15 protein-coding genes are annotated in these 23,209 nt (G+C 47.7%); 14 read left to right on the plus strand and 1 reads right to left on the minus strand.

The features are described from left to right. Window positions 1-3 precede the first annotated feature (3 nt). The 13 genes from rfbB to E2980_RS06455 all read left to right on the plus strand — a co-directional run bounded on the left by rfbB (window position 4) and on the right by E2980_RS06455 (window position 21,335). Window positions 4-1,020: a dTDP-glucose 4,6-dehydratase gene (rfbB, locus tag E2980_RS06395; RefSeq protein WP_135151311.1), complete on the plus strand. Its 1,017-nt coding sequence runs from the start codon at window positions 4-6 to the stop codon at window positions 1,018-1,020. 18 nt (window positions 1,021-1,038) lie between these two features. Continuing rightward, entirely contained in the window at window positions 1,039-1,881 is an 843-nt protein-coding gene (gene rfbD / locus E2980_RS06400) for a dTDP-4-dehydrorhamnose reductase (protein ID WP_135151394.1), read from the plus strand. Next, window positions 1,878-2,828: a glycosyltransferase family 2 protein gene (locus E2980_RS06405; protein WP_135151312.1), complete on the plus strand. Its 951-nt coding sequence runs from the start codon at window positions 1,878-1,880 to the stop codon at window positions 2,826-2,828. The genes rfbD and E2980_RS06405 overlap by 4 nt, the downstream gene beginning before the upstream one ends. A gap of 1,211 nt (window positions 2,829-4,039) precedes the next feature. Next, the gene (locus tag E2980_RS06410; protein WP_338080634.1) at window positions 4,040-5,596 is read left to right on the plus strand and encodes an O-antigen ligase family protein; all 1,557 of its coding nucleotides are present in this window, start codon (window positions 4,040-4,042) and stop codon (window positions 5,594-5,596) included. Window positions 5,597-5,614: 18 nt separating this feature from the next. Then, window positions 5,615-7,144 (plus strand): S-layer homology domain-containing protein, encoded by a 1,530-nt coding sequence (locus tag E2980_RS06415; RefSeq protein WP_135151314.1) that lies wholly within the window; start codon window positions 5,615-5,617, stop codon window positions 7,142-7,144. Window positions 7,145-7,366: 222 nt separating this feature from the next. Next, the gene (locus tag E2980_RS06420; RefSeq protein WP_135151315.1) at window positions 7,367-7,633 is read left to right on the plus strand and encodes an alpha/beta-type small acid-soluble spore protein; all 267 of its coding nucleotides are present in this window, start codon (window positions 7,367-7,369) and stop codon (window positions 7,631-7,633) included. Between the two features lie 127 nt (window positions 7,634-7,760). After that, a complete protein-coding gene (gene metK / locus E2980_RS06425; protein ID WP_240702911.1) occupies window positions 7,761-8,963 on the plus strand; it encodes a methionine adenosyltransferase in 1,203 nt (400 codons plus the stop codon). Window positions 8,964-9,134: 171 nt separating this feature from the next. After that, on the plus strand, window positions 9,135-11,513 hold the full coding sequence (locus tag E2980_RS06430; protein ID WP_135151317.1) for an S-layer homology domain-containing protein: 2,379 nt from the start codon (window positions 9,135-9,137) through the stop codon (window positions 11,511-11,513). A gap of 271 nt (window positions 11,514-11,784) precedes the next feature. After that, complete coding sequence (locus E2980_RS06435) at window positions 11,785-16,056, plus strand: Ig-like domain-containing protein (RefSeq protein WP_135151318.1); 4,272 nt, start codon at window positions 11,785-11,787, stop codon at window positions 16,054-16,056. Next, on the plus strand, window positions 16,053-16,406 hold the full coding sequence (locus E2980_RS06440; protein ID WP_135151319.1) for an MmcQ/YjbR family DNA-binding protein: 354 nt from the start codon (window positions 16,053-16,055) through the stop codon (window positions 16,404-16,406). The genes E2980_RS06435 and E2980_RS06440 overlap by 4 nt, the downstream gene beginning before the upstream one ends. Window positions 16,407-16,593: 187 nt before the next feature. After that, complete coding sequence (locus E2980_RS06445) at window positions 16,594-19,299, plus strand: phosphodiester glycosidase family protein (protein WP_135151320.1); 2,706 nt, start codon at window positions 16,594-16,596, stop codon at window positions 19,297-19,299. Between the two features lie 145 nt (window positions 19,300-19,444). Continuing rightward, window positions 19,445-20,623 (plus strand): sensor histidine kinase, encoded by a 1,179-nt coding sequence (locus tag E2980_RS06450; protein ID WP_135151395.1) that lies wholly within the window; start codon window positions 19,445-19,447, stop codon window positions 20,621-20,623. Further along, window positions 20,613-21,335, plus strand: a complete 723-nt coding sequence (locus E2980_RS06455; RefSeq protein WP_135151321.1) for a response regulator — start codon at window positions 20,613-20,615, stop codon at window positions 21,333-21,335. The genes E2980_RS06450 and E2980_RS06455 overlap by 11 nt, the downstream gene beginning before the upstream one ends. 421 nt (window positions 21,336-21,756) lie before the next feature. Here E2980_RS06455 and E2980_RS06460 read toward each other — a convergent pair whose 3' ends face one another. Next, a complete protein-coding gene (locus tag E2980_RS06460; protein ID WP_205699931.1) occupies window positions 21,757-22,437 on the minus strand; it encodes a DNA-binding response regulator in 681 nt (226 codons plus the stop codon). A gap of 293 nt (window positions 22,438-22,730) precedes the next feature. Here E2980_RS06460 and E2980_RS06465 point away from each other — a divergent pair, with 293 nt between their 5' ends. Continuing rightward, window positions 22,731-23,162 carry a hypothetical protein gene (locus E2980_RS06465; protein ID WP_135151322.1) on the plus strand — a complete coding sequence of 144 codons (432 nt, stop codon included), beginning with the start codon at window positions 22,731-22,733 and terminating at the stop codon, window positions 23,160-23,162. Window positions 23,163-23,209: the final 47 nt, after the last annotated feature.

Below are 23,209 nucleotides of genomic sequence, written 5' to 3' on the forward strand. Positions count from 1 at the left end.
AGAATGAAACTACTCGTTACGGGCGGTGCCGGCTTCATAGGCAGCAACTTTGTGCATTATATTCTTAAGGAACATCCCCAGGATCAGATTATTAACATAGATTCTCTTACGTATGCGGGTAACTTGGAGAACCTGAGTACGGTGGACTCGAATCCAAACTACAAATTCGTTAAAGTTGATATTACGGACCGTATGGCTCTGGAACCGCTATTCCAAGAAGGAATAGACGTAGTCGTAAACTTTGCGGCAGAGTCTCATGTGGATAGAAGTATCTTAGAACCAGATGTCTTCGTTCGCACAAATATCATGGGTACGCAGACTTTACTGGATCTGACCAAACAGTACAATGTGGCTAAGTATGTTCAAGTATCCACCGATGAGGTGTATGGTACATTGGGGGACACTGGTCTCTTCACGGAAGAAACTCCTTTGCAGCCGAATAGCCCCTATTCCGCTAGCAAAGCTGGTGCGGACTTGCTTGTGCGTGCTTACCATGAGACTTTCGGCCTCGACATAAATATTACCAGATGCTCTAACAATTATGGACCTTATCAGTTTCCTGAGAAACTAATTCCGCTCATGATCCAGAATGCCTTATCCGACAAGCAACTTCCTGTATACGGCGATGGTCTGAATATCAGGGATTGGCTATATGTCGATGATCATTGCAGTGCGATCGATCTTGTCGTTAGAAAAGGCCGTCCAGGTGAAGCGTATAATATCGGAGGCAACAACGAGCGTAACAATATCCAAGTTGTAAAAACGATCCTTAATGAGCTGAATAAACCCGAGTCGCTAATCACCTATGTTCAGGATCGTCTAGGTCATGATCGTCGATATGCAATCGATGCTACAAAAATCCGAAATGAATTGGGTTGGAACCCAAAGCACAATTATGAATCCGGAATTCGAGAAACGATTCGCTGGTACTTGAACAACCTGGAGTGGATGGAACAAGTCCGTTCTGGAGCCTATCAACAATATTATGAAACACAGTATGGGGAACGGTTGGGAGGGTAACAGATGTTCGAGGGTAAGATTACTTTGTTAGTAACCGGAGCTAACGGTCAACTAGGGCAAGAGTTGGTCAGACTTGGTAATGACAGTGTAAATATAATCGGTTATGGCCGGGAGCATCTTGATTTTACAAGCTTGTCCCAGTGCCGCGAAACGGTTGCTGCGGTGCGTCCGGACGCCATTATCCATACAGGTGCATACACTGCCGTTGATAAAGCAGAGTCTGACTCAGACGAAGCTTATCGCGTGAACGCGATCGGAACCCGCAATCTTACCCTTGCAGCTAACGAGATTGGTGCTAAGCTTTGTTACCTAAGCACTGACTATGTGTTCGACGGAACGGCGTCACAGCCTTACAACGAATACGACAATACGAATCCTCAATCCGTCTACGGTAAATCCAAACGGGCAGGAGAAGTACTTCTCCAGTCGATTGGTCATCGTTATTTTATCGTGAGAACGTCATGGGTATACGGTAATTACGGCAATAATTTTGTGAAAACTATGATGAAACTTGCGACTGAGCGGGATTCTATATCCGTTGTTCATGATCAAGTCGGCTCTCCTACATATACTTACGATTTGGGCCGTTTTCTCATCGAGCTAGTACAGACGGAGGCTTACGGTATCTATCACGCTTCAAATACGGGAACCTGCACTTGGTACGAGTTTGCTCAAGCGATATTCCAAGAGAGCGGGTTATCCATGCAAGTAGAGCCGTGCACGACCGAGCAATTTCCACGTCCAGCTCCACGACCAGCCTATTCGGTGCTGGATCATTCAGCTATTCGCCAGAATGGATTGCAGGATCTAAGGCCATGGCGTGAAGGATTAAGAGCCTTCTTGAAGGAAATGAGTATATGAACCGGATGGAAGATCAGCCACGAGTAACAATTTGCATAGTAACCTACAACAGCGCCAAGTATATGAAGGACTGTTTAGAAGGTGTTATAAGCCAAATATGGTCTCGGCTAGAAATCATTATTATCGACAATGCATCGTCGGATGATACCGTAGAAACAATTACGAAAAATGGTTACGATGTACGATTGATAGCAAATAACGAAAACAAAGGATTTGCTGCAGCTCAGAATCAGGCTATCTTATTGGCTAAAGATTCCGAGTATGTCCTAGTGTTAAACCCAGACGTGGTTCTGGATCCGAATTATGTTGCACATCTCGTTGCCTGTATGGAAAGACATCCGAAAGCGGGTAGTGCCTCAGGTTGTTTGACTCTAACGGATTCCCCGCAACAGATCGATTCAGCAGGATTAGAAATGAACTGGGCACGGAAAGCGGTGGAAAGAGGAGCGGGTAGATTAGCTTCTGATTTTTCTGAGCCATCCGAAGTGTTTGGAGTATCAGGCGCTGCTGCCATATATTCCATGAAAATGATAAACCAAGCCTCTATCGAAGGGCAGTTTTTCGATGAGGATTTTTTCGCATATAAAGAAGACGTTGATGTCGCTTGGCGAGCTCGGTTACTTGGGTGGAATTCCTGGTATGAGCCATCGGCCAAAGGCCTCCATGTTCGCCAGTGGGGATCCCATAACAGCCGAAAACAAATTAACATTAAGATACGAAGACATTCTTATCAGAACAGGTATTTGATGATGGTTAAGAATGAGATTTTCGATCTTTCATGGTGGCTAAAGTTACCTCTCTTGCTTGCTTACGAAGCTGCCATGAATGGATATCTCCTCCTTCGAGATCCCAAAGTACTTGCAGGCAGTTGGCCAGCTCTTATTCATTTGTTGCCAAAATCATGGCGCAAGAGGAAGATTATACATTCACGTATACGAAGTAGCTAGGTCTGTAGCGAAGAGATATGTCGTCACTGTTACATTTTCCCCATATCCCCATAATGTAATAAGCCTTGAACGTGAAGGTCCGGTACATACTGTATAAGTTGAACTAGAGACTTTCTGTAAGTTCACGTCCTCGAATATGGCTACTCCACTTTTTCGATACTTCCTTCTGTAATCTTTCTATAACGCCATCCCTCCTCTGTAGCATTTCACGATATTTGCCGGTGGTTTTTATGATTCGCTAATACGACAAATTTATCTATAAATCGGCTTTATTCAGTATTAAGTAAACTTATATGTCAAAAAATACCTATGAAAAAAATGGGACTAATGATATATTGCTAGGAGACAACGTTGAGAGTAGGCACCCTATTGTGACAACAAAGTTAGTTCTCAAGGAGCTAAAACGAGCTGCATTTGCATCCAGATCCTCTCTTCGGTTATTTCCTATGGGAGCCGCTTGGACTATTGTTGGTTATATTCTCCTGATTATGCCTTTTAACCAGGGAATGTTCTACGGAGGAAACGCGAATTTCGAAGGCGGGCTGTTCCAGATTTTCTTACTGGGAGGCATGTTGTTTGCTTGTCTTGCCGCAGCCTCATGGATAGATAGGAACAATCGGATACAACAAGATCCGTTAGCGATAATCGTCTGGTTATTGCCTATAGGATACTATATAGCTTCTTTCGACGGTCCCTCTTCGTATTCCGGTCGAACATATTTCTATTTCTATTTATGTCTTACAGCAGTATATTTGCTCGCTAGAAAGTTGTCTAATAAGATCCATTGGATGATTGGATTGTTTCTGCTCTCAGGTACTCTCATTTTATTCTTCGGGTACGCCAATTTGTTTGGTAATCTCCACTATTTAGATGCATTATGGGGAGATTTTCGTTTCGCCTCCGTTTTTCAATATCCAAATGCTTATGGAGCACTTGCTCTAGTAATGATTTGCTTATGTCTCTATCTCGGGGTGAACTATCGGAACAAGTGGTTACTAATGGCAGTTACTTTCCTGTTAGTTCCCACGATAATCTCGTTCGTGATGTCTCTCTCAAGGGGGGCATTTATCGTGGCTTTTCCTGTTCTGGTAGTCACGTTGCTATTATTGCCCTTTCGTAAACAGTTGGTATTAAGCTGCCTTGGATTATCGGCTTTGATAATGGCAATCCCTCTGTCAAGACTAATGGTCACGATCGGAGGCCCTCTGCAGATGAGCATGGATGTGTCGTCGAGTTTACGTGGGTGGGCGATACTTTTTGGTTCCGCTATCGTGTACGCGGCTCTAGCTACACTTATTATCCGTTCGATCTCGGATTGGATGTACGACTTGGGCAAACGGGAGCCGAGAGATCGGTGGATTATCCCTTCGATCTTTGTTCTTACGGCAACAGTTGGCGTTTTAATTCTAGTCTTAAAACCTCATTGGATTTCTTTCCTCCCTGATCTCTTGGAGCAGCGGTTACTTAAAATCAACGGAAAAGAAAACAGTATGCTTGAGAGATTCGCATTTTACCGGGATTCGATTAAGATGTGGCAACATCAGCCGATATTCGGCTATGGAGGCAGCGCTTGGAAAACATTGGTATATACTTATCAATCAAATCCCTACGCAAGCATCTTGGCGCATAGCTTTATTTTCCAGACTCTTGTTGAGACCGGGATGTTCGGAATCTTATCGTTTGTGCTCTTACTTGTTTGGATATTGATACGAGTGTTTCGTAATAGGAGCCGATTGAGTCCGGAATATGGTGTAATGATTATCATTTTGGCTGTATTAATAATGACTTCGGCCATTGATTTCAATATGAATTTTGGTTATCTGATATGTATGTTGTTTATAGTCATGGGGATGGTAAGCACTATTGGAAGGCAAGCTTCTGCGAAGATCAAGCCAGTTCCTGTTAGGTTAATTTCCAATGCTGCGAAGCCGATTGCCCATCTGCTCTTTGCTATCTTTCTCCTATACCAATCCGTGAATCTGATACAAAGCCACTCGTCTTTTAATGCGGCGCAGAATGCGATGCTGCAAAAGAAGCCGGAATCCGTTACTTTTTCTTGGATCGACGATGCGATAAAACACGCTAAAGATCACCCAGAATATTCAGCGTTTAAAGTAATGGCATTGCTTATGCGCCACGATGGGCAGCCTGACGAAGTTTATTTGGAAGAATCTGTAAAGACATTGGGACAAATTAAACTCTTCGAGAAACAGAATATTACTTTAATCGAAGCAGAATTAGCCTTATATAAGGTACAGAATCGCATTGACGAAGCTCAAGAGCTCGTTATGAACAACTTAGATGTCTATCCGTGGAACACAATTCTTTACGATCAGGCGATCCTGGGTTACTTTACAAAAGGTTTTATTGCTAAACAGGAACATAACTTGGCAAAAGCGGAACAATATTTTCATTCTGCTGTTGATATCTTCAATCGCTTTGACAAGCAGAAGAACAAGCTTTCCCAATTGCCGATGGGCCAAGCCAAAGGTCTACCGTTCAAGTTAGCGGAAAAATCCATGTTGGCTCTCGGACAAATCTATGCCATGCTCCATGATTGGGCTACAGCGGAGAAAATATTGAAACCCTTCGTAAGTCAAATTCCCAAGACACGAGACGAGCTAAACGCGAATCGATGGTATGAAGCCGTTTTGTTTTCCCAAGGAAACTCGCCGGATGCGGTGAAACAACTAAGAAAAGCGGATCCTGATGGTGGGCCAATGATGAAGGAATTACTTGCTTTCATACAAGAAGGATATTCCAGTTAGAGAGAGGAGGTGAAATCAATGATAAATAGAATGATCCGCAAAGTTTCTTTACTGGTAAGCTTGACTATGGCTTTGTCGCTTCTCGTTTCTATTGCAGCTTATGCCGCAACGGAGTTCAAGGGAGTCACGAAATCATCTGATGGCGTAACGGGTTGGGTCTATTCCGATCACAATCTCGGAAATGCAGTGACCATTCAAGCTTACGGCAACAACGGATTCGTAGATAATGTGACGTCTAATGCGTATTCCGTCGTAGACAGCGTATACCATGGAGTGTATACCGATGTATATGGTACGGTTTACAATGATACGTACACTACTAGTTCGTACCGTTACTTTTTCCACCATATCGTGAATGCCAACACTAACGATGATCTTTTGTACCGTTTCGGAGGATCAGAGTCGGGGCCTTATAACTTCACTAGCAGTTATGGTGGAGGCGGTGGGGTTCCTGTTGAGGAGAAGCCACCACTGAAAGGCAATGTAGCAGTGGAACTAAAGGATGGACAAGCTTTGATCAACGTTTCCGATCTGATTAAAGCAGAGGCGGGTTCGACGATCACGTTCTCTTCGACTCTCGGCAACTACGAACTTCCAGTATCTCTTTTGTCGTTTGACAAATTAGCGGAAGAACTCGGTACCCCGGCAGCTGATTTGAAGCTAATCGTACAGATCAAGGATGTTTCTAACGGAGACAAGTCCTCCCTTGAAAACTCCGCCAAAGCACTTGGCAAGAAATTGCTGGGTGTGCCAGTAGAATTTGTGATTAAGGTAGAGGGCAATGACGGCAAGTCCGTAACGATCTCCAACTTCGGGCAATACGTCAAGCGCGTATTGAAACTGAGCGGGACGATCAACCCGTCAAAAACCGTTGGCGTACTATTCGATCCAATCACCAATAAGGTGAAATTTATCCCGACGGTGTTCAAAGATGGCGAAGCGATAATGCTGAGCCGTTCGAACTCCATTTATGCGGTATTGGAATCCGAAGTAACGTTCTCCGACTTGAATGGGCATTGGGCTAAAGCGGACGTGGAGTTACTTGCTAACAAACTTATCGTCGAAGGTTCGAACGGTAAGTTTGATCCGTCAGGTAACATCACTCGCGCGGAAGCTGCGTCGTTAATCACTCGTGCATTAGCCCTGAAGTCTTCAGTCAGTGCAACAGGTTTGACGGATGTCGCTGCGGATGCATGGTACGCTGAATCAGTCAATGCCGCATTCGAAGCAGGCATCATCAAAGGTTACAAAGACGGTCAATTCAAACCGGAAGCAATCGCTACCCGGAGTGAATTCGCTTCAATGCTGTCGCGTGCGCTGCAAATAGCGGGCAAGAAGCTTTCTCTAACCGATGCCGAAGTTAATGAAGCGCTTGGCGCCTTTGTTGACAAAAGCGAATTAGGATGGGCAAAAGCTGATATGGCTGTAGCAGTAAAAGCAGGTATTATTAGCGGTTCTAAGGGTGAACTGTCAGGTGAAGAGACTGCGAATCGTGCGCAAGCTGCAGTAATGCTTTCGCATTTCCTGTCCTACGTAGAGTTTATCTAATTACATGATTTACGAATTGGAGAGCCATTCCTCACAGCATTTTTATGGGCTGAGGAATGGCTCTTTACCAATTCGACGTGAAAGTGAAATAGCTGAATTAAACAATCCAATGTCGGCTGATGTCTCCTACATTTTCCCCAAAGTCCCAAAATGTAATACGCCTTGATTAGGGTGACCCGGCACATACTAGGTCCATCACAATTCAAGGAGGCTCTTCATACTATGGCGAGAAGAAATAAGCTGATTGTACCGGAATGCGCAAACGCACTGAAGCAGATGAAATTTGAGATTGCTGCGGAACTCGGTGTACCGATTAGCGGTTTCAGCGGCGAGGGATTCGATACGGAATTTGCCGGTGAGCTTGGTAGCATATCATCCTCTAATTATGGGAAACAATATTATGGAGATCTGACTTCCAGGGAAACAGGGGCTCTAGGCGGAGGCATTACCAAAAGGTTGGTTAGCCAAGCGCAGCAAACAATTATATAGCTTGGTGGGTAGGCTGCCGTACATTGACACCCCTCGACAATTCCGGTATTATTATTTATCGAAGGTTTATCTTAACAGCCTTTTCCAATGGGAATAGGCTGATTTTTATATGTGGAGGTTGGAGACTTTGTCGATTAAAGGACGGCATCTCTTCACATCCGAATCGGTCACTGAGGGCCATCCGGATAAAATATGCGATCAAATATCGGACGCGGTTTTGGACGCGTTCTTGGAAGCGGACCCTTATGCCCGCGTAGCATGCGAAGTATCGGTAGCAACTGGACTTGTACTTGTTATCGGTGAAATCAGCAGTAAAGCGGATTATGTCGATATCTCCGCGATTGCGCGTCGCACGATTAAGGAAATCGGGTATACCCGTGCTAAGTACGGCTTCGACTCCAGCACGTGCGCTGTGTTGACTTCCCTTAACGAACAGTCAGCGGACATCGCGCAAGGCGTTAACGCTGCTCTTGAGAGCCGTGACGGCAAAGATATTCAACAAGAGAACGAAGATATCGGTGCAGGCGACCAAGGATTGATGTTCGGTTTCGCATCGAACGAGACACCTGAGTTCATGCCTCTCCCGATTGCTCTAGCTCATCGTTTGTCTCGTCGCTTGTCCGAGGTGCGTAAGAACGGTAAGCTTGACTACTTGCGTCCGGACGGCAAGACTCAAGTAACGGTTCAATACGAAGACGGTAAGCCGGTTCGCGTGGATACAATCGTTATATCGACGCAACATTCCGAGGATATTACGCTGGAGCAAATCCAAAACGATATTCGCGAGCACGTCATCTATCCGGAAGTTTCTTCCGAATGGCTGGATGCCGATACCAAATTCTTCATCAACCCGACGGGCCGTTTCGTTATTGGTGGACCTCAAGGAGATGCCGGATTGACTGGTCGTAAGATCATCGTAGATACTTACGGTGGATATGCACGTCACGGCGGCGGCGCTTTCTCCGGTAAGGATCCAACGAAGGTTGACCGTTCCGCAGCTTATGCGGCTCGTTACGTAGCGAAGAATATCGTAGCTGCTGGTTTAGCTGACAAATGCGAAATCCAATTGGCTTACGCGATCGGCGTAGCTAGCCCGGTATCCATCAACGTAGATACTTACGGAACGGGTAAGGTTGAAGAAGAGAAGCTTGTTGAACTGATCGTCAACAACTTCGACCTTCGTCCGGCAGGCATCATCAAGATGCTTGATCTGCGTCGTCCGATCTACCGCCAGACAGCTGCTTACGGCCACTTCGGCCGCACGGACGTTGATCTTCCGTGGGAGCGTCTGGACAGAGTAGAAGCCCTTAAACAAGGCGCTCAGGCATAAGTTCAACTCATCTAAATAATAGCGAAGACCTAAACCCAATTGGTGTTTAGGTCTTTTTGCATTCTTTAAATATGTCTAAAGGTATAGAAGTTTGTCGATTTATATGGTATTTTCGTAGGAACGGGGAGGGAAAATTTCCCTTTACTAATAAATTTCAGGAGGTAAGCGGAATTGAGAAAACTATTTAGCGTAGGATTAGCAACTCTGGTTTTATTCACGACCCTGTTCTCTGGCGTTGCGGCGGCGGAAAATGCGATGGACGTGGAACAGCAACAATCCGCTCCATTCTCTGACGTGTCCAAGCATTGGGCGAAAACGGATATCGACCTTTGGGGCAATAGAGGTGTCGTTAAAGGCACGTCCGGCCAGTTTCAACCGGAGCGGGAAATCACTCGCGGCGAGTGGGCGGCGCTGATCAACCGAATTTTCCAATATCAATCCGTTAAAGACATTTCATTTTCGGATGTTCTTTCTTCGGACTGGTTCTACAAGGATATACAAGTAAGCGTGTCAGCGGGATATATGAAAGGCAACGCAGAAGGTAATTTTAATCCGAAGAAACCGATTACCCGTCAAGAGGCTGCGGTAACGATTGCCCAATTGTTGTCGCTTCAAGGCAGCGAGGGTCTTTCCTTAAAGGATTCTACGGATGTAGCCACATGGGCTAAAAGCTCCGTCGGTGCTTTAGTGAAAGAAGGTTTAATGAAAGGGTATGTCGACGGTACCTTCCAGCCTGCTAAAGCCTTAACTCGTGCAGAAGCGATCAGTATCTTGAACCGCGCATTTAATCTTTACGGTACTTGGTACGGAGAGCAAGGAACCTTCGGTCCGGAGGATGGGACGGAAGCTGTTAAAGGCAGCGTCATTATTGATAAACCGGGAGTTTCTCTTCAGAATCTCGATATTGCCGGCGATCTCATTATTGGCAAAGGCGTAGGCGATGGAGATGTATATCTCAAAAATGTTACCGTCCGAGGTAAGACATTCGTCTACGGCGGCGGCGAACACAGCATACATTTAGAGAATGTCGTCATGGTGACGGTTATCGTTAACAAGTTAGACGGTACGGTTCGCTTGGTTGCCAAAGGTACCAGCGTTATCCAAGAAGTAACGCTTCAAACAGGCGCGAACGTGGAGACGGAAGGGAATGCGGATATCAACCGCGTGAACCTGGATAGTGCGTTGCCGGAGAAATCGCGCGTGATCTTGGCCGGACATTTCGATACGGTAAATATCGAAGCAAAAAGCTTGCTGGTTCAGATCCCGCAAGGATCCGTGGATAACTTGAATTTGGGCTCCACGGCGACGGGGACGACAATCGATACGAGCAAAGAAGCTTCGATCCTGAATCTGATTTTAAATGCAGCGGCAAGCCTGATCGGCAAGGGTACGATTCAGAATGCTACGATCAACAGTACGGGGATATCGATGGAGCAAGCTCCTCAGAAAGTCGTTACGGGAGAGAATGTGCCTAAAGATGTTTCGGTTAATATTGGAGGATTGGACAAGCCTGCGGGAACGATCACGGCTCCGCAAGCACCATCCCCATCTAATGGAAATAATAATAGCGGAGAAAATAACGACGGTAACGAAGAAAACAACGGAGATCTGCACCAGCCATATGACGGAGGAACTTGGTACACCTTTGGTTTGAATGACGAAGTGTTCTCAGTAAGTCAAACGGTATATGTTACGAGTCCGCGTAACGGCACGGCCTATATTCTACGGGGGAGTATTAATGATGATGTAACCCTGATAGAAGCTGCTGTTCAAGCAGGACAAGCCAAGAAGGTGGAAGTGCAGGCTAATGTTCGAACTCCAATGTCCTTAACTGGATTCGACTATTACTATTATTATCGGATCGTCATTATCGACGCGAATGGGAAGTTCTCATACGGACGGGAAATTACGATTCTTGATGGTGAATCTGTGGCGTTAAGTCAGACTTCATTTGTTCATTACGGTACGGAAAAAGAATACTTCGAAATTGAGTTTAATAGAGACCTTAAATTAGTAGAAGGAAAAGACTTGAAAACTTCTGTAACGCTGTCTACCTATGGAAGCACGGGTTTTTCTCCTATGATCGATGAGGATCAACTCACGATTGTGCGGAATAAGCTCGTGATCAAGCCTGCCAACGGATATCTAGGGAAAAGCTTTCAGTTCAAGCTTCTCGCAGACAATGTAGAAACCTTGGATGGCGAATATCAGAATATGGAGTTCATCAGTCAACTCAAAAACTCTTTTGTTAAAGTCGAGATGATCGATCCTGTCGTTACGAACAATTCCCTAACCGTTCCTGCCGGCACGGTGTTAAAGTTTAAGGTCAACATGGAGACTACCGTCTATTTTGTTTTGGAAAATACGTGGGGCGGCATTGATGCTTATGAAGATGAAGTTGCGGATGGAAGAGGATTAAAGGCGATTGTACCTGAGGCGAATCTTAACGATATTATTGAATTTAACACAGCTAACCTGGTACCGGGGAAATATAAAATACAGGCTTGGAATGGTCACATCGTATGGGTAACGTTAACTGCTGCCCCTTAATTAAGTGTTGAACAAGGCCCTTACCGTAATGGGAAACCTTACGCAGGGGTCTTGTTTTTATTTAAACAGAGAAAATAATCCCATAGATTAGGAAGCAAGCCCCTTAATTTCTAAGGTCTGTTCGCCGAAATATAAGTTACTACGTGTGTTCATCGGGAGGTATTTTCTTTTGCAGCTTAAACGAATTCTTTCACTCGCTCTCATTCTTGCACTATTCGCCCAACTTTGGGTTGCCGGGGCATCTTTTGCGGCACCTGGGGGGCCGTTGACAGTGTCGACTTATCCGACGGATAACGACGCGACAGTTCCGGCGAACGCTAAACTTAAAATAAGATTCGATGAAAACATACTAAAAGGCAGCGGTGGCATGGTGTATATCAAGAACTCTAACACCAATGCCGCTGTTGCTAGCTATGATGTCATTAGCAGCCCTTATATCACGATTGACCCGACTAGCTCAAGTACCATCTTGATCGATCCTGCAAGCTCGCTTGCAGCTGGACAGAATTACTATGTTGAGATCAGTCCTAACACGTTCGTGAATGGTTCAGGCGAAGGATTTGGCGGGATCAACAGCGCGACAGCGTGGAATTTCGGGGTTATACCAAGCGATACTACTGCGCCAACGGCTGCTTTGTCTCCTGTTAACGGAGGGACTGCTGCTTCTACGGATGCTTTGAAGATCGCGTTCGACGAGAAGGTCTTGGCATCCGCGGGTAATATTCGGATCGTACGTAACGATACGGGAGATACGCAATTAATTTCCGTTCTATCTCCAGCTGTTACAGGAAGCGGTATCGTGGATGGCAGCGGAAAAACGGTAATCACCATTCAGCCTCCGATTCGATTAGTATCAGGGAAATCCTATCAGGTACAGATAGATAGTACGGCTTTCGTGGACGTTGTTGGAAATGGGTACCCGTCTCCAGTTTGGAGTTTCTCCACCACTACATCGCCAATCGTGCTGAATGCATCGGTTCCGGCAGACAATAGCATGAATGTGAACACGGGCGCCTTCACGGCTTCCATGACATTCGGGTCCGCTATGCTTATGGGATCCAATGGCAACATTTATCTGAAAAAGGTACTTACGAATGAAACGGTAGAGACGCTTAATATGGCGATAACAAGCGATGCTGCCAGGATTACTGGGAGCGGAACAACGACAATAAGTATCGCCTTTAATAGCGTATTGCTCGCAAACACAGGCTATTACATTATGATGGATCCAGGCGTGCTTAAAGATACGGGGGTTAATTCTTACGAGGGTATCGTAGATGCGGTGTCTTGGAACTTCACGACGATTGCGGGTGCAGATAATATCGCACCGCTTGCAACGGCCTTAACTCCCGCAAATGCAAGTACGTCGGCCCCTGTTAATGGCGGACTAAGCATTAAATTTAATGAACCCGTCAAACCGGGCAGCGGAACGATCGTCATTCGAAACATAGCAACGACGGGCGTATTCTGTTCGATTCCCGTTACCCATAGCTCGGTGACGGGTGGAGGGACGGATACGATTACGATTACTCCGTCGGCATACGGTTCATGTGGTAATTTTGTCAAAAATACTTCTTATGCGGTTCAGATAGGTAGCTTGGCAATAACGGACATGTCTGGTAATCCATACGCGGGTATCCTCCCGAATGACTATTCGACATGGTGGTTCAAGATCACATCGGATTCCACTATCCCGGAATTGCTTAGCACTACGCCTGCTACGGGAACGAACAGCGTAAAAACAAACGCTGTACTATCCATGCTGTTCGACGAGCCGGTTCAGTTGAATCCGGGTATCGATGCAACGTTATATCCGATGGTATCGGGTGCGCTTGGAACGGGTATTCCGGCTACGCTTGCTGTAGATATCTCGAATCCCCGTAGAGTCACATTAACAACTGCGGGACTAGCGACAGCCTCTACGTACGTTGTGCGTGTTCCTAGCAATGCGATCATGGATGTGGCATTGAACCCGTTCCCGGGTATACTTAATGATTACCGTTGGACATTCCAGACAATCGGTTCCGATTCCGTTGCGCCCGTGTTCTCTAGTGCGGCGATGGATGGCAGCGCGGTAGTCTTGACTTATAACGAAGATTTGGATGAAGCAATCGTTCCGCATCCGTCGAACTTCTATGTAACGGTGAATGATGTGCCAAGGCAAGTGAACGGGATTGTCATTAGCGGCAAGAATGTTAGATTAACGCTGCAATCAGGGGTAGCAGTTGGCCAGAGCGTTAAGGTTTCCTATACAAGGGATTCCGACCCGCTTCGCTTGCTTCAGGATTTATCCGGAAATACAGCGGCGGCATTAACTGCGAAGGACGTAACCAACACTTCCGATACGACCCTTGCCCGCCCGGTTAGCGGACTTCTTACCGGTACGACGCTCACTCTGACGTTCAATAAGTCTCTTGCAGCGATTTCCTCTGGCGCTGCATCCCAGTTTGTCGTGAAACTGAACGGGGCAGCGCAGGGAGTAAGCGCAATTTCGGTTAGCGGTACCACGGTTACGCTCAGCCTGCCTTCGAGCGGAGTAAACATTCAATCGGTAAGTGTGAACTATACCCCGGGAGCTGCTCCTCTAAGGGATTTAAGCGGTAACGCGGTGACGGGATTCGCCGACTTCTTCGTGCAGAATACCAACGATTCGATCCCGCCGACTCTAGCCTCGGCAACGGCATTGGGAACGAAGATTACCCTAACGTTCAATGAGGGGTTAAATCTGTCTTCGGTTCCATTAAAATCTAGCTTCTCGGTTATCAAGGGCGGCGTGACTGCCGCTATCTCGTCTGTGGCGGTTATGAATAACGCAGTTGAACTGACGATGACACAGGCGATAGAAGCTGCCGCGATCCTTTATGTTTCTTATATTCCGACCAGCCAAGGCATCAAGGATTTAGCCGGCAACGCTGCAGGGGCTATTAATAGCTATCAGATCGTTGCAGGAAACGCGATCCCGGCTGTCCTCTCCTCCGCGGTTATCAAATCAAGCGAGCTTACGCTAACCTATAGCGCGCCGCTCAACACGACATCCTTGCCATACGCTTCGCAATATTTTGTCAAAGTAGACGGCGTTCATTCCAGCATCAGCTCCGTTAACGTAACGGGAACTCAGGTTAAGCTGACGCTAGCGACTCCCGTTAAATCTAACCAGGTCGTCCTCCTGAGTTATATGGCTGCCGGAGTTCCGTTAAAGGATCAATTGAATCAACCAGTTCCGGCAATCACGGAAACAGCGGTTACCAACCAATCTTCGACGATAGACAACATTCCGGAGTACCTTGAAGCGGATGGCACCGGAGGGCTTCAGTTCGTTAATTCCAAATCTTCTACGACGGCAATAGGATCTACGCCTTCAGGTAAATCCGTAACCCGCTATACTTTGGATGGAGCCAAGTTTCTTGCCGCTTTTGATGTATTTAGATCTAGCAGCGGAATTAGCGTTCCGAGGATTACTTTCAAAGTTCCTTCCACGGAGCCGGGAGCATTGGTAGCGATCCCGATTAGCGCTATCATGGACGCTTCTTCTAGGGCATCTAATGCTTCATTCCGCGTGGATTATGGAGATTTGCAATTCGAAATCCCTCTTACGGCGATCAATTACAGTAAAGAGTTGTACTTGGCCGGAGGAAATACGACTTCGTCTTACCTTCAGTTAAGCATTGAAAAGAATCCTAATGCACCAGTTGTATCGGCTTTGAATATCAGTGGTGCCCAGTCGCTTGCAACTCCGGCTGACTTCTCTGCCGGTATATTAACGGGAAGCAATGCTAAACCGATAGACAGCTTCGATCAATACGTCAAGAGAACTTTCGTATTGCCAACTGTGAATAGTTCTACGAATAACCTATCGGTTATCCGCTTGGATACGGCGACCAACGAGCTATCTTACGTTCCAACGGTGATCGAGAACGGCGGCGGCAAGACTAGAATTAACTTTTTACGCAGAGGGAATAGCTCTTATGCGGTCGTTAGGAAAAGCGCCGCTTTTACCGACATGGATAATCACTGGGCCAGCAATGACGTATTGTTGTTAGCTTCCAAATTCGTCGTAAGCGGATATACGATTAAGACCTTTGCTCCGGGTAAAAGTATTACGAGAGCCGATTTCGCGGAATTCATTGCCCGAGGGATCGGATTGGACGGAGACCGTACAACGGCTTCCAGATACACGGATGTGTCTTCGACTAATACCTCGGCTGCTTATATTGGCGCGGTAAGTAAGGCTGGGATCGTAGAAGGGGGCTCGGATGGTAAGTTCCGCCCTAATGCTGCCGTAACCCGCGAAGAAATGGCCACGATGCTTGTGCGCGCTATGAACTACGTTGGCGTTCAATCTAACTCCTCGAGTGCGGGTTTGAGTAACTTCAAGGATAAGAGCAAGATAAGCAAGTGGGCATTGGATGGAGTCGCGATCAGCGTGAACGCGGGTTTCATCAAGGGTTCAACGACTCAGACGATCAATCCCCAAAGCAACGCAACGAGAGCGGAAGCGGCCATCATGATCAAACGATTCTTGGAGTACGTGGATTTCCTATGAGCCACAAAGAACTGATTGCGCAAGGGTTGAAGTGGCGGGCCGTGAGCTTAAAGTATCCATTCGATCCGGACTTGCCCGTGTTGTTCGTGGGGAGCAAGATGTTCGCCTTATTCGGTAGGACGGGGGATCACGAGAGCGTTAATCTGAAGGCGGAGCCGGAAGAAGCTTGGCTGCTTCGGCAGCAGTACCCTAGCTCCGTGCTTCCTGGTTATCATATGAACAAGAAGCATTGGAACACGGTCGTGCTGGACGGCTCCGTTCCCGGCAGCGAGGTCCTGGCTATGATGGAGCAGTCCTACCAGCTAGCATGGGGTAAGTTGACCAAGCGGGAGCGGGATGAGCTTAAATAGTGTAACAAGTGGGAAGCGGCGAACTCTGCCGCTTTTTTCTATGCCCGAGTCCATGCAATTCTATTAATATTTCCTGACATTTTCGTATAGTGTGTAACTTTTCGCCTGTTCATGAGTCTAATAGAGTAGGGACAATAGTAGGCTGCGACGCCTCTTCCCAATTCTAATAGACTTACAGGAGAATCAAATGCTGCAAATTACATCTCAATCTAGACACAAGCGTTCACGCTTCATTCTGCCGTTTCTCGCCGGAGTACTTGTATTTACCGCTTCTACTAACACAGGAATCATCCCTTCTACTTATGCTGCATCCATCACGGAAAAGGCGGCAGTTACTTACAAGCTTGTAAAACAATCCGAATCTATCGTCACGTCCGGCGTACGCCAATTGACTTATGCATGGGTACCGTCCGATGCGACGAAACCAACTGAAGTGCTTTATGTACTGCAAGTCGATCTCAAGAACCCGTACGTGCAGTTAGATGCGATGGGCGGGCCAAAAGGTAGTGTTACGGCTAGGCAGTCCGTTGGCGCGATGGCTAGGGAAACCGGCGCGATTGCCGGCATTAACGGAGACGTGTTCCGTACGGGTAGCGGCAGCGAAGGTGTTCCGATGGGAGCGCATATCACTTCCGGTCAATTACTCGTTAGCACGGAACAACTGCAAGGCATGTATGCGTTTGGAGTAACGAATGACCGTCAACCGATTATTGATAGATTCGTATTCTCGGGTACGGTTACTGCCGCAGACGGAACCTCGTTTGCACTAACGGGACTAAACAAATCCGCTTACCGTACGGAACCGGACAAAGCTTACAGCCATGTAGACAAGCTCTATATGTATACAAGTGCATGGACCGCCCCGGAACGTCCGGCAGCAAGCGCAACGACACCGACGGAAGCGTTAATCGTAGACGGTATTGTCACGGAAATATCGGCAGGCCAACCCATAACGACTCCAATCCCTGCGAACGGGTACATCCTGCGCGGTCACGGGGAGAAAACAGCTGCGGATTTCATCAAAACGCATCTCGTGGTAGGCGACAAGCTCCAAGCGGATTATTCCCTTCAATCGCTAAGCAGCGGGGAAACGTACGATCCGGCTAGCTTCAAAATGATGGTGAGCGGACATACGCTTCTATTGGACAATGGAGCTGCTGCTCCTTTCTCCAGAGATATTAGCGGCGTAAGCGGCAGCGCGGATCGCGCTCGCACGGCTGTCGGATACTCGAAGGACGGAGAAACGGCCTACCTTCTGACCGTGGAGGAGAACGGCGGCCGCGAGGGCGTGACGCTCAAAGAGCTGCAACAGATGTTGGTCGAGATCGGCGCTTGGAAAGCGGTCAACCTTGACGGGGGCGGCTCGACGACAATGGTATCCCGTCCGCTTGGGGATTTCCAGGTCCAGTTGACGCATCCGACTTTTTACGGGACGACTCAGCGGCATGTTGCAAATGGTATCGGTATTTATACGACTGCACCTCAAGGCTCACTCAAGGGCATCGTAGCCAGCGGCATAAAAACTCTGTTCATGGGCCAAGAGGCGACATACTCGCTGAAGGCTTACGATACTTATTACAATCCGATTGATCCCAACGGCTTAAAGCCCGCGTGGCGTCTCGATAAGCCGCTGGGAGCATTCGCGGGAAGCACGTTCATAGCCTCCAAACCGGGGACGGCTATGCTTAGCGTCAAATCGGGAAGCGCATCGGACGCAATCCCGATCGAGGTCATCGGCGAGGCTCAGGTCGCGAAGTTGCTCGTCGAGCCCAACTCGACAGTATTAAAGCCGGGTACCGTCATCAACATGCCGGTGAAAGCGCAGTTAACGGACGGTCGTCTGTTATCGGTTCCGGCATCGTCGGTCACGTGGGAATTCCGTGGATTCACGGCAACGTCCAGCGATGGCAAGATAACCGTCAATAAAGTCCAGAACAATCTCGCGGTCGGTTACGCCATAGCGAGATACGATGGCTACGGAGCGGTAGCCGTTCTGTCTCCGAGCACGGAACAATCGCTGGAGAACTTCGAGAACGTATCCTATAACGTAGGCTTCAGCGGCACTCCGGTAGAAACGGTCGGCACTTCTTACATCGCGACGGGCATGCCCGGAAGGGAAACATCCAAGGTGCTCGCCATGGATTATGATTTTACGATGGGAACCGGTAAGAAGTATGCGAACGCCATTCTTAATGATGGCAATGGGATCGCCATGAACGGAACTCCAAGCGCGCTTACGCTGGATGTGTTGGGTGACCAAAGCATGCACTGGCTGAGAGCGGAATTCATAGACGCTAACGGGAAAGCCGCATACGCCACGATCGCGGATCAGATCGATTGGTCGGGCTGGAAAAGCTTCCGGGTAGATTTGGCGGCAACAGGACTTAAACTTCCGGCTAAGCTTAACAAGCTTTATATCGTCAATCAGGAAGCGGATCAGGATGAACGTGCGGTAGTTGGCCAATTGGCTTTCGATAATCTTGCACTGCAATACCCTTCGGGGGCTATCGAAGTAGAGCATCCGACAATCGTCATGACGGTCGGGAAGACGCAAGCGACGGTCGATGGAGTGAAGGTTAAATTACCGGGAGCGCCCTTCGTCCAGAAGGGAACGAACACGAATTATCTCCCTTTGAGATTCGTTGCGGATTCTCTTGGCGCGCAGGTAGTATGGAACAACAAAACTAAGAGAGTTACCGTATTACGCGGCGATCGAATGCTCGAATTGTGGGTTGGAAGCGAGAATATGACGGTAAATGGAGTTCGTCAGCCGATCGCCGTCGCGCCTATCGTTATCAAAGGCAGCGTGTATGTCCCGGTTCGCGTCATATCGGAGCAATTGGGGCAGAAAGTAGATTGGGCGAGCAAAACAAAAACGATTACAATTCACTAATTTATATCGAAAGTCCTATTCCATCGCTCGATGAATCTATGAAATATGGTATGATGTAAGCATTGCTAGCAAATGTCGAGCGGCCTATAGTTAAAGGGAAAGAAGTACACAAACGGGCGTTACCGGGTACAGGGGTGTCAAAATGATGGATTATCATGTGGACCAGATCGATCGAGTAATCCATAATGCCATCTCCGTCATGGAAGATAGCAAGATTCAAGTCTTCGAAATATGCGAGATCGCCCGTCGCGAGCTTCATTCCCTGATGCAAGAGCTAGAGACCGTATTGCACGAAACATCGCAAACCATAGACAAGGTAGATGGTCTGGAGCGGGATTATCGTCTTTCCAGAATCCGTCTGACGGAAGTGAGCCGGGATTTCGTACGTTATTCCGAGCAAGATATCAAGTCCGCCTATGAGAGAGCAACGCAGTTTCAATTGGATTTGATGGTCTACCGGGAAAAGGAATCTTACTTGAAAGCCCGTCGGGACGAATTGCAGCTGCGCGTGAAGAACGTGGAGCTCTCCATAGAACGAGCGGATACGATAAATCTCCAGATGAGCGTCGTGTTAGATTACCTGTCCGGCGATCTGACCGAAGTGACGCGGATTCTAGAGTCGGCGAAGAACCGGCAGATGATAGGCCTTAAGATCATCCTGGCCCAGGAAGACGAACGCAAGCGGATCGCGAGGGAAATTCATGACGGTCCGGCCCAGTCTCTGGCCAATCTGGTGTTAAGGACAGAGATCGCGGAGAGATTGCTCGAAACGAAAGACCTGGAGGTCGTTCGCGACGAGCTCGTTGACTTGAAATCGCAAATCCGCATTGGTCTGGAAGAGATTCGCAAGATTATTTTCAACCTGCGCCCGATGGCATTGGATGATCTGGGGCTTGTACCGACGCTCCGCAAGTTCGTACAGGACTTCGAGGAGAAGACGAGGATCAGGGCGGTATTCGAAACATCGGGCAAGGAAAAACGACTGCCCAGTCCGATGGAAGCGGCCATGTTCAGGCTCGTGCAGGAAGGCTTCAATAATGCCCTGAAGCACGCGCAGCCGACATTCGTCTCGCTAGAGCTTATTTTTCTGGAAGAGACCATGCAAATGCTCATTGAAGACAATGGCGTCGGGTTCCATCCGGATGTCTTGGAAACAAAGGGTAAGTCGCATGCTCATTTCGGACTCTTAGGGATGAAGGAACGTGTAGAATTGCTGCAAGGCAAGATCGAGTTCGAATCCATACTAGGACAAGGCACGAAAATATATATAAATGTCCCCATTAAAGCAGAGCCGGGAAAGGAGTTAATCGCACATGGAAAATAAACCAGCGTTACGAAAGATTAAGGTTCTCCTGGCTGACGATCATCAGCTTTTCCGAGAAGGGCTGAAGCGCATTCTGAACATGGAGAGCGACTTGGAGGTTATTGGCGAGTGCGGTGACGGAATTCAGGTTCTAGAATTCTGCAATCACGAGAGACCGGACGTTGTCCTGCTCGACATTAACATGCCGACGGAGAACGGGGTGGTGGCGACCGAGCGTCTTCGCGATATTTTTCCGGAGATCAAGGTTATCATTCTCTCGATCCACGACGACGAGAGCTACGTGTTCGAAACTCTTCGCAAGGGCGCGACGGGTTACCTGCTTAAGGACATGGAGGCGGAATCTCTCATCAATGCGATCCGCACGGTAGCGGAAGGACATGCATACATACATCCGAAGGTTACGGGCAAATTGATCAACCAGCTTCGACGGATGACTTATCTGGACGAGATCGGAGCCTCTTCGGGAGCTGCGGCTAGCCGGGAGACGGTTACGAAGTTCATCCCGCGCGGCAACAATCCTTTGACCCGTCGGGAAGCCGAAGTCCTTCGCCTAATGGCAGAGGGCAAGAGCAACAAGTCGATCGGGGAGAACCTGTTCATCAGCGAGAAAACGGTCAAAAACCACGTCAGCAGCATTCTGCAGAAGATGGAAGTGGACGACCGCACGCAAGCCGTAATTAATTCGATTAAATACGGCTGGGTGACTGTCTAAACTCAGCTAAGTATTAACTTTATCAAGTATTAACTACATAACGCAACTCTGCTTCGTTCGCGTCTTCTTTGGTCTCTCACCGGCCAAGGAGGCGCGAATTTTGATTTGTTCCTCAATTACGATCGCACCCGGGATCCGCCACCCGCCACCCGGCATCCGCCACCCATCACCCGTCACCCGCCAACCACCACCCGCTTGCCGCCAACTCAAGTAACCATCCTTTTCTTTATTGAGGCGGTGATTCTGACTGTTACAAGGCAACTTTGACATAATTGAGCTCATGAGACGGAGTTTATGACCGTCACAGACAGCAAAATATCACATTTTGGCGCAACATGTAGCTTGTAACAGTCAATATGACCGTCTCATAAAGTAAAGTCGATCCAGCCAAGCGCCATACGGCCAAACTGACCGTTACATTCTAAACACCCAGAAGGTCAAGATTAACTATGGGGTTTACAAGGTAGTATTTAATTTGTTTGGACCGTTCGTTGGGCGGAAGAAGAAACTGTTGATCTAAGAGGCGATGGAGTAACTTGCGCGCTTTTTTATCCCCAATCTTAAGGTGCAGACATACGTCAGACACATATAATTTGTTTGCTTTACGTAGGCCGAGCCGTAAAATGTCCCTCTCTTCTGCCGAAAGATCAGATAGTTGATCTACTTGTCTATGATTTACCCACCTTCCTATGAACTGCAATAAAATCTGCTGGCACATCCGCGGTCTATCGTTCACGTCATCATAAGAAAAACGAATAACCTTCCAACCATCTAGGATGAGGTGATTTTGCCTCATCAGGTTGTCCGAGAATTTAGTGCGGCTGATTTCTTTTGCGTGGGAGTTGTAACCATCCAGCTCGATATTCAACATAATATTGCCCGAGAGAAAAGCGAAATCCAGAAATCGGTTACCATCTTTAAAGTCGCTCACTTCGTATTCCGGATGCAAGCCGTCGAAGTTCTGGAATGCTGGCCACCATACCTTTTCAAGCAACATTTTTTCGCCATGACTATGACCTTCAATTAATCTCCGTAGTCTTTCTCCGCGACGACCTTTCTTATGTTTGTCCATGAACAAAGAGTGTGCGCTTTCGAAACTCATATCCTTAGCCCCCAATAAATAGAAATAGCCACTCACCCGTTCAGCGAGAGCTGACGAGAAAGCGGCGTGTGCTTCACGACCCTAAATATGATGAAATTCAAGCTTATTGTATTCCGCAGCCTAAAATCTGTCAATATATTCCGTCGCAAACAAATGAGAAACCGCCTGCGGGAACTCCCGTCTCGCTTGCGGCATATATTGTGGAACGAGTAGACGGAGCGCTTGAGATGGCTGAGTATCGGCCGTTCGGCGGTTAGTCGCTCACCTTCATACACCCAAAGGAGGTGGCCGCCGTGATTCCCGATCTTTTGTGGATAATCGGCTTTTACGCAGCGGCTGCGGCATTGGCGCATTGGATCATACGGCGAGGCTCGGGAGAAAATCGTCGTCATTACGTGCTGGTCGCGGGCAACCACCAAATGCAGATTGAATGGTATATCAGGGCGCTGCAGCAATTTTCGAGACGGACGGGGACGGAAATCGGAATAACGGTCGTGCTGGATCAATCGACGGACGATACGGGGAAGATCATGGAACGATTTGCTCGAAGCCATGCCGGAATAGAGTGGATTAGGAAAGAAGCCGAGTATCCGCTAACCGACATAGCCGCTGGCCTTGAGCAGGAGGATAGGGTTACGGAAGAAGATGGCAGACAGGTTGGAGACAAGAAAGTAGTTTGGGTGGAATTGAGCCGCACGGACGCCGTGAATCGATTGCCGCTCTGAATGGTTGAAGAATAGAAGGAGGATTGAAAAAGGGTTGCCGCAGCGAG

The sequence above is a fragment of the Cohnella luojiensis genome, assembly GCF_004564235.1.
In the GTDB taxonomy this organism is placed as follows: Bacteria; Bacillota; Bacilli; order Paenibacillales; family Paenibacillaceae; genus Cohnella; species Cohnella luojiensis.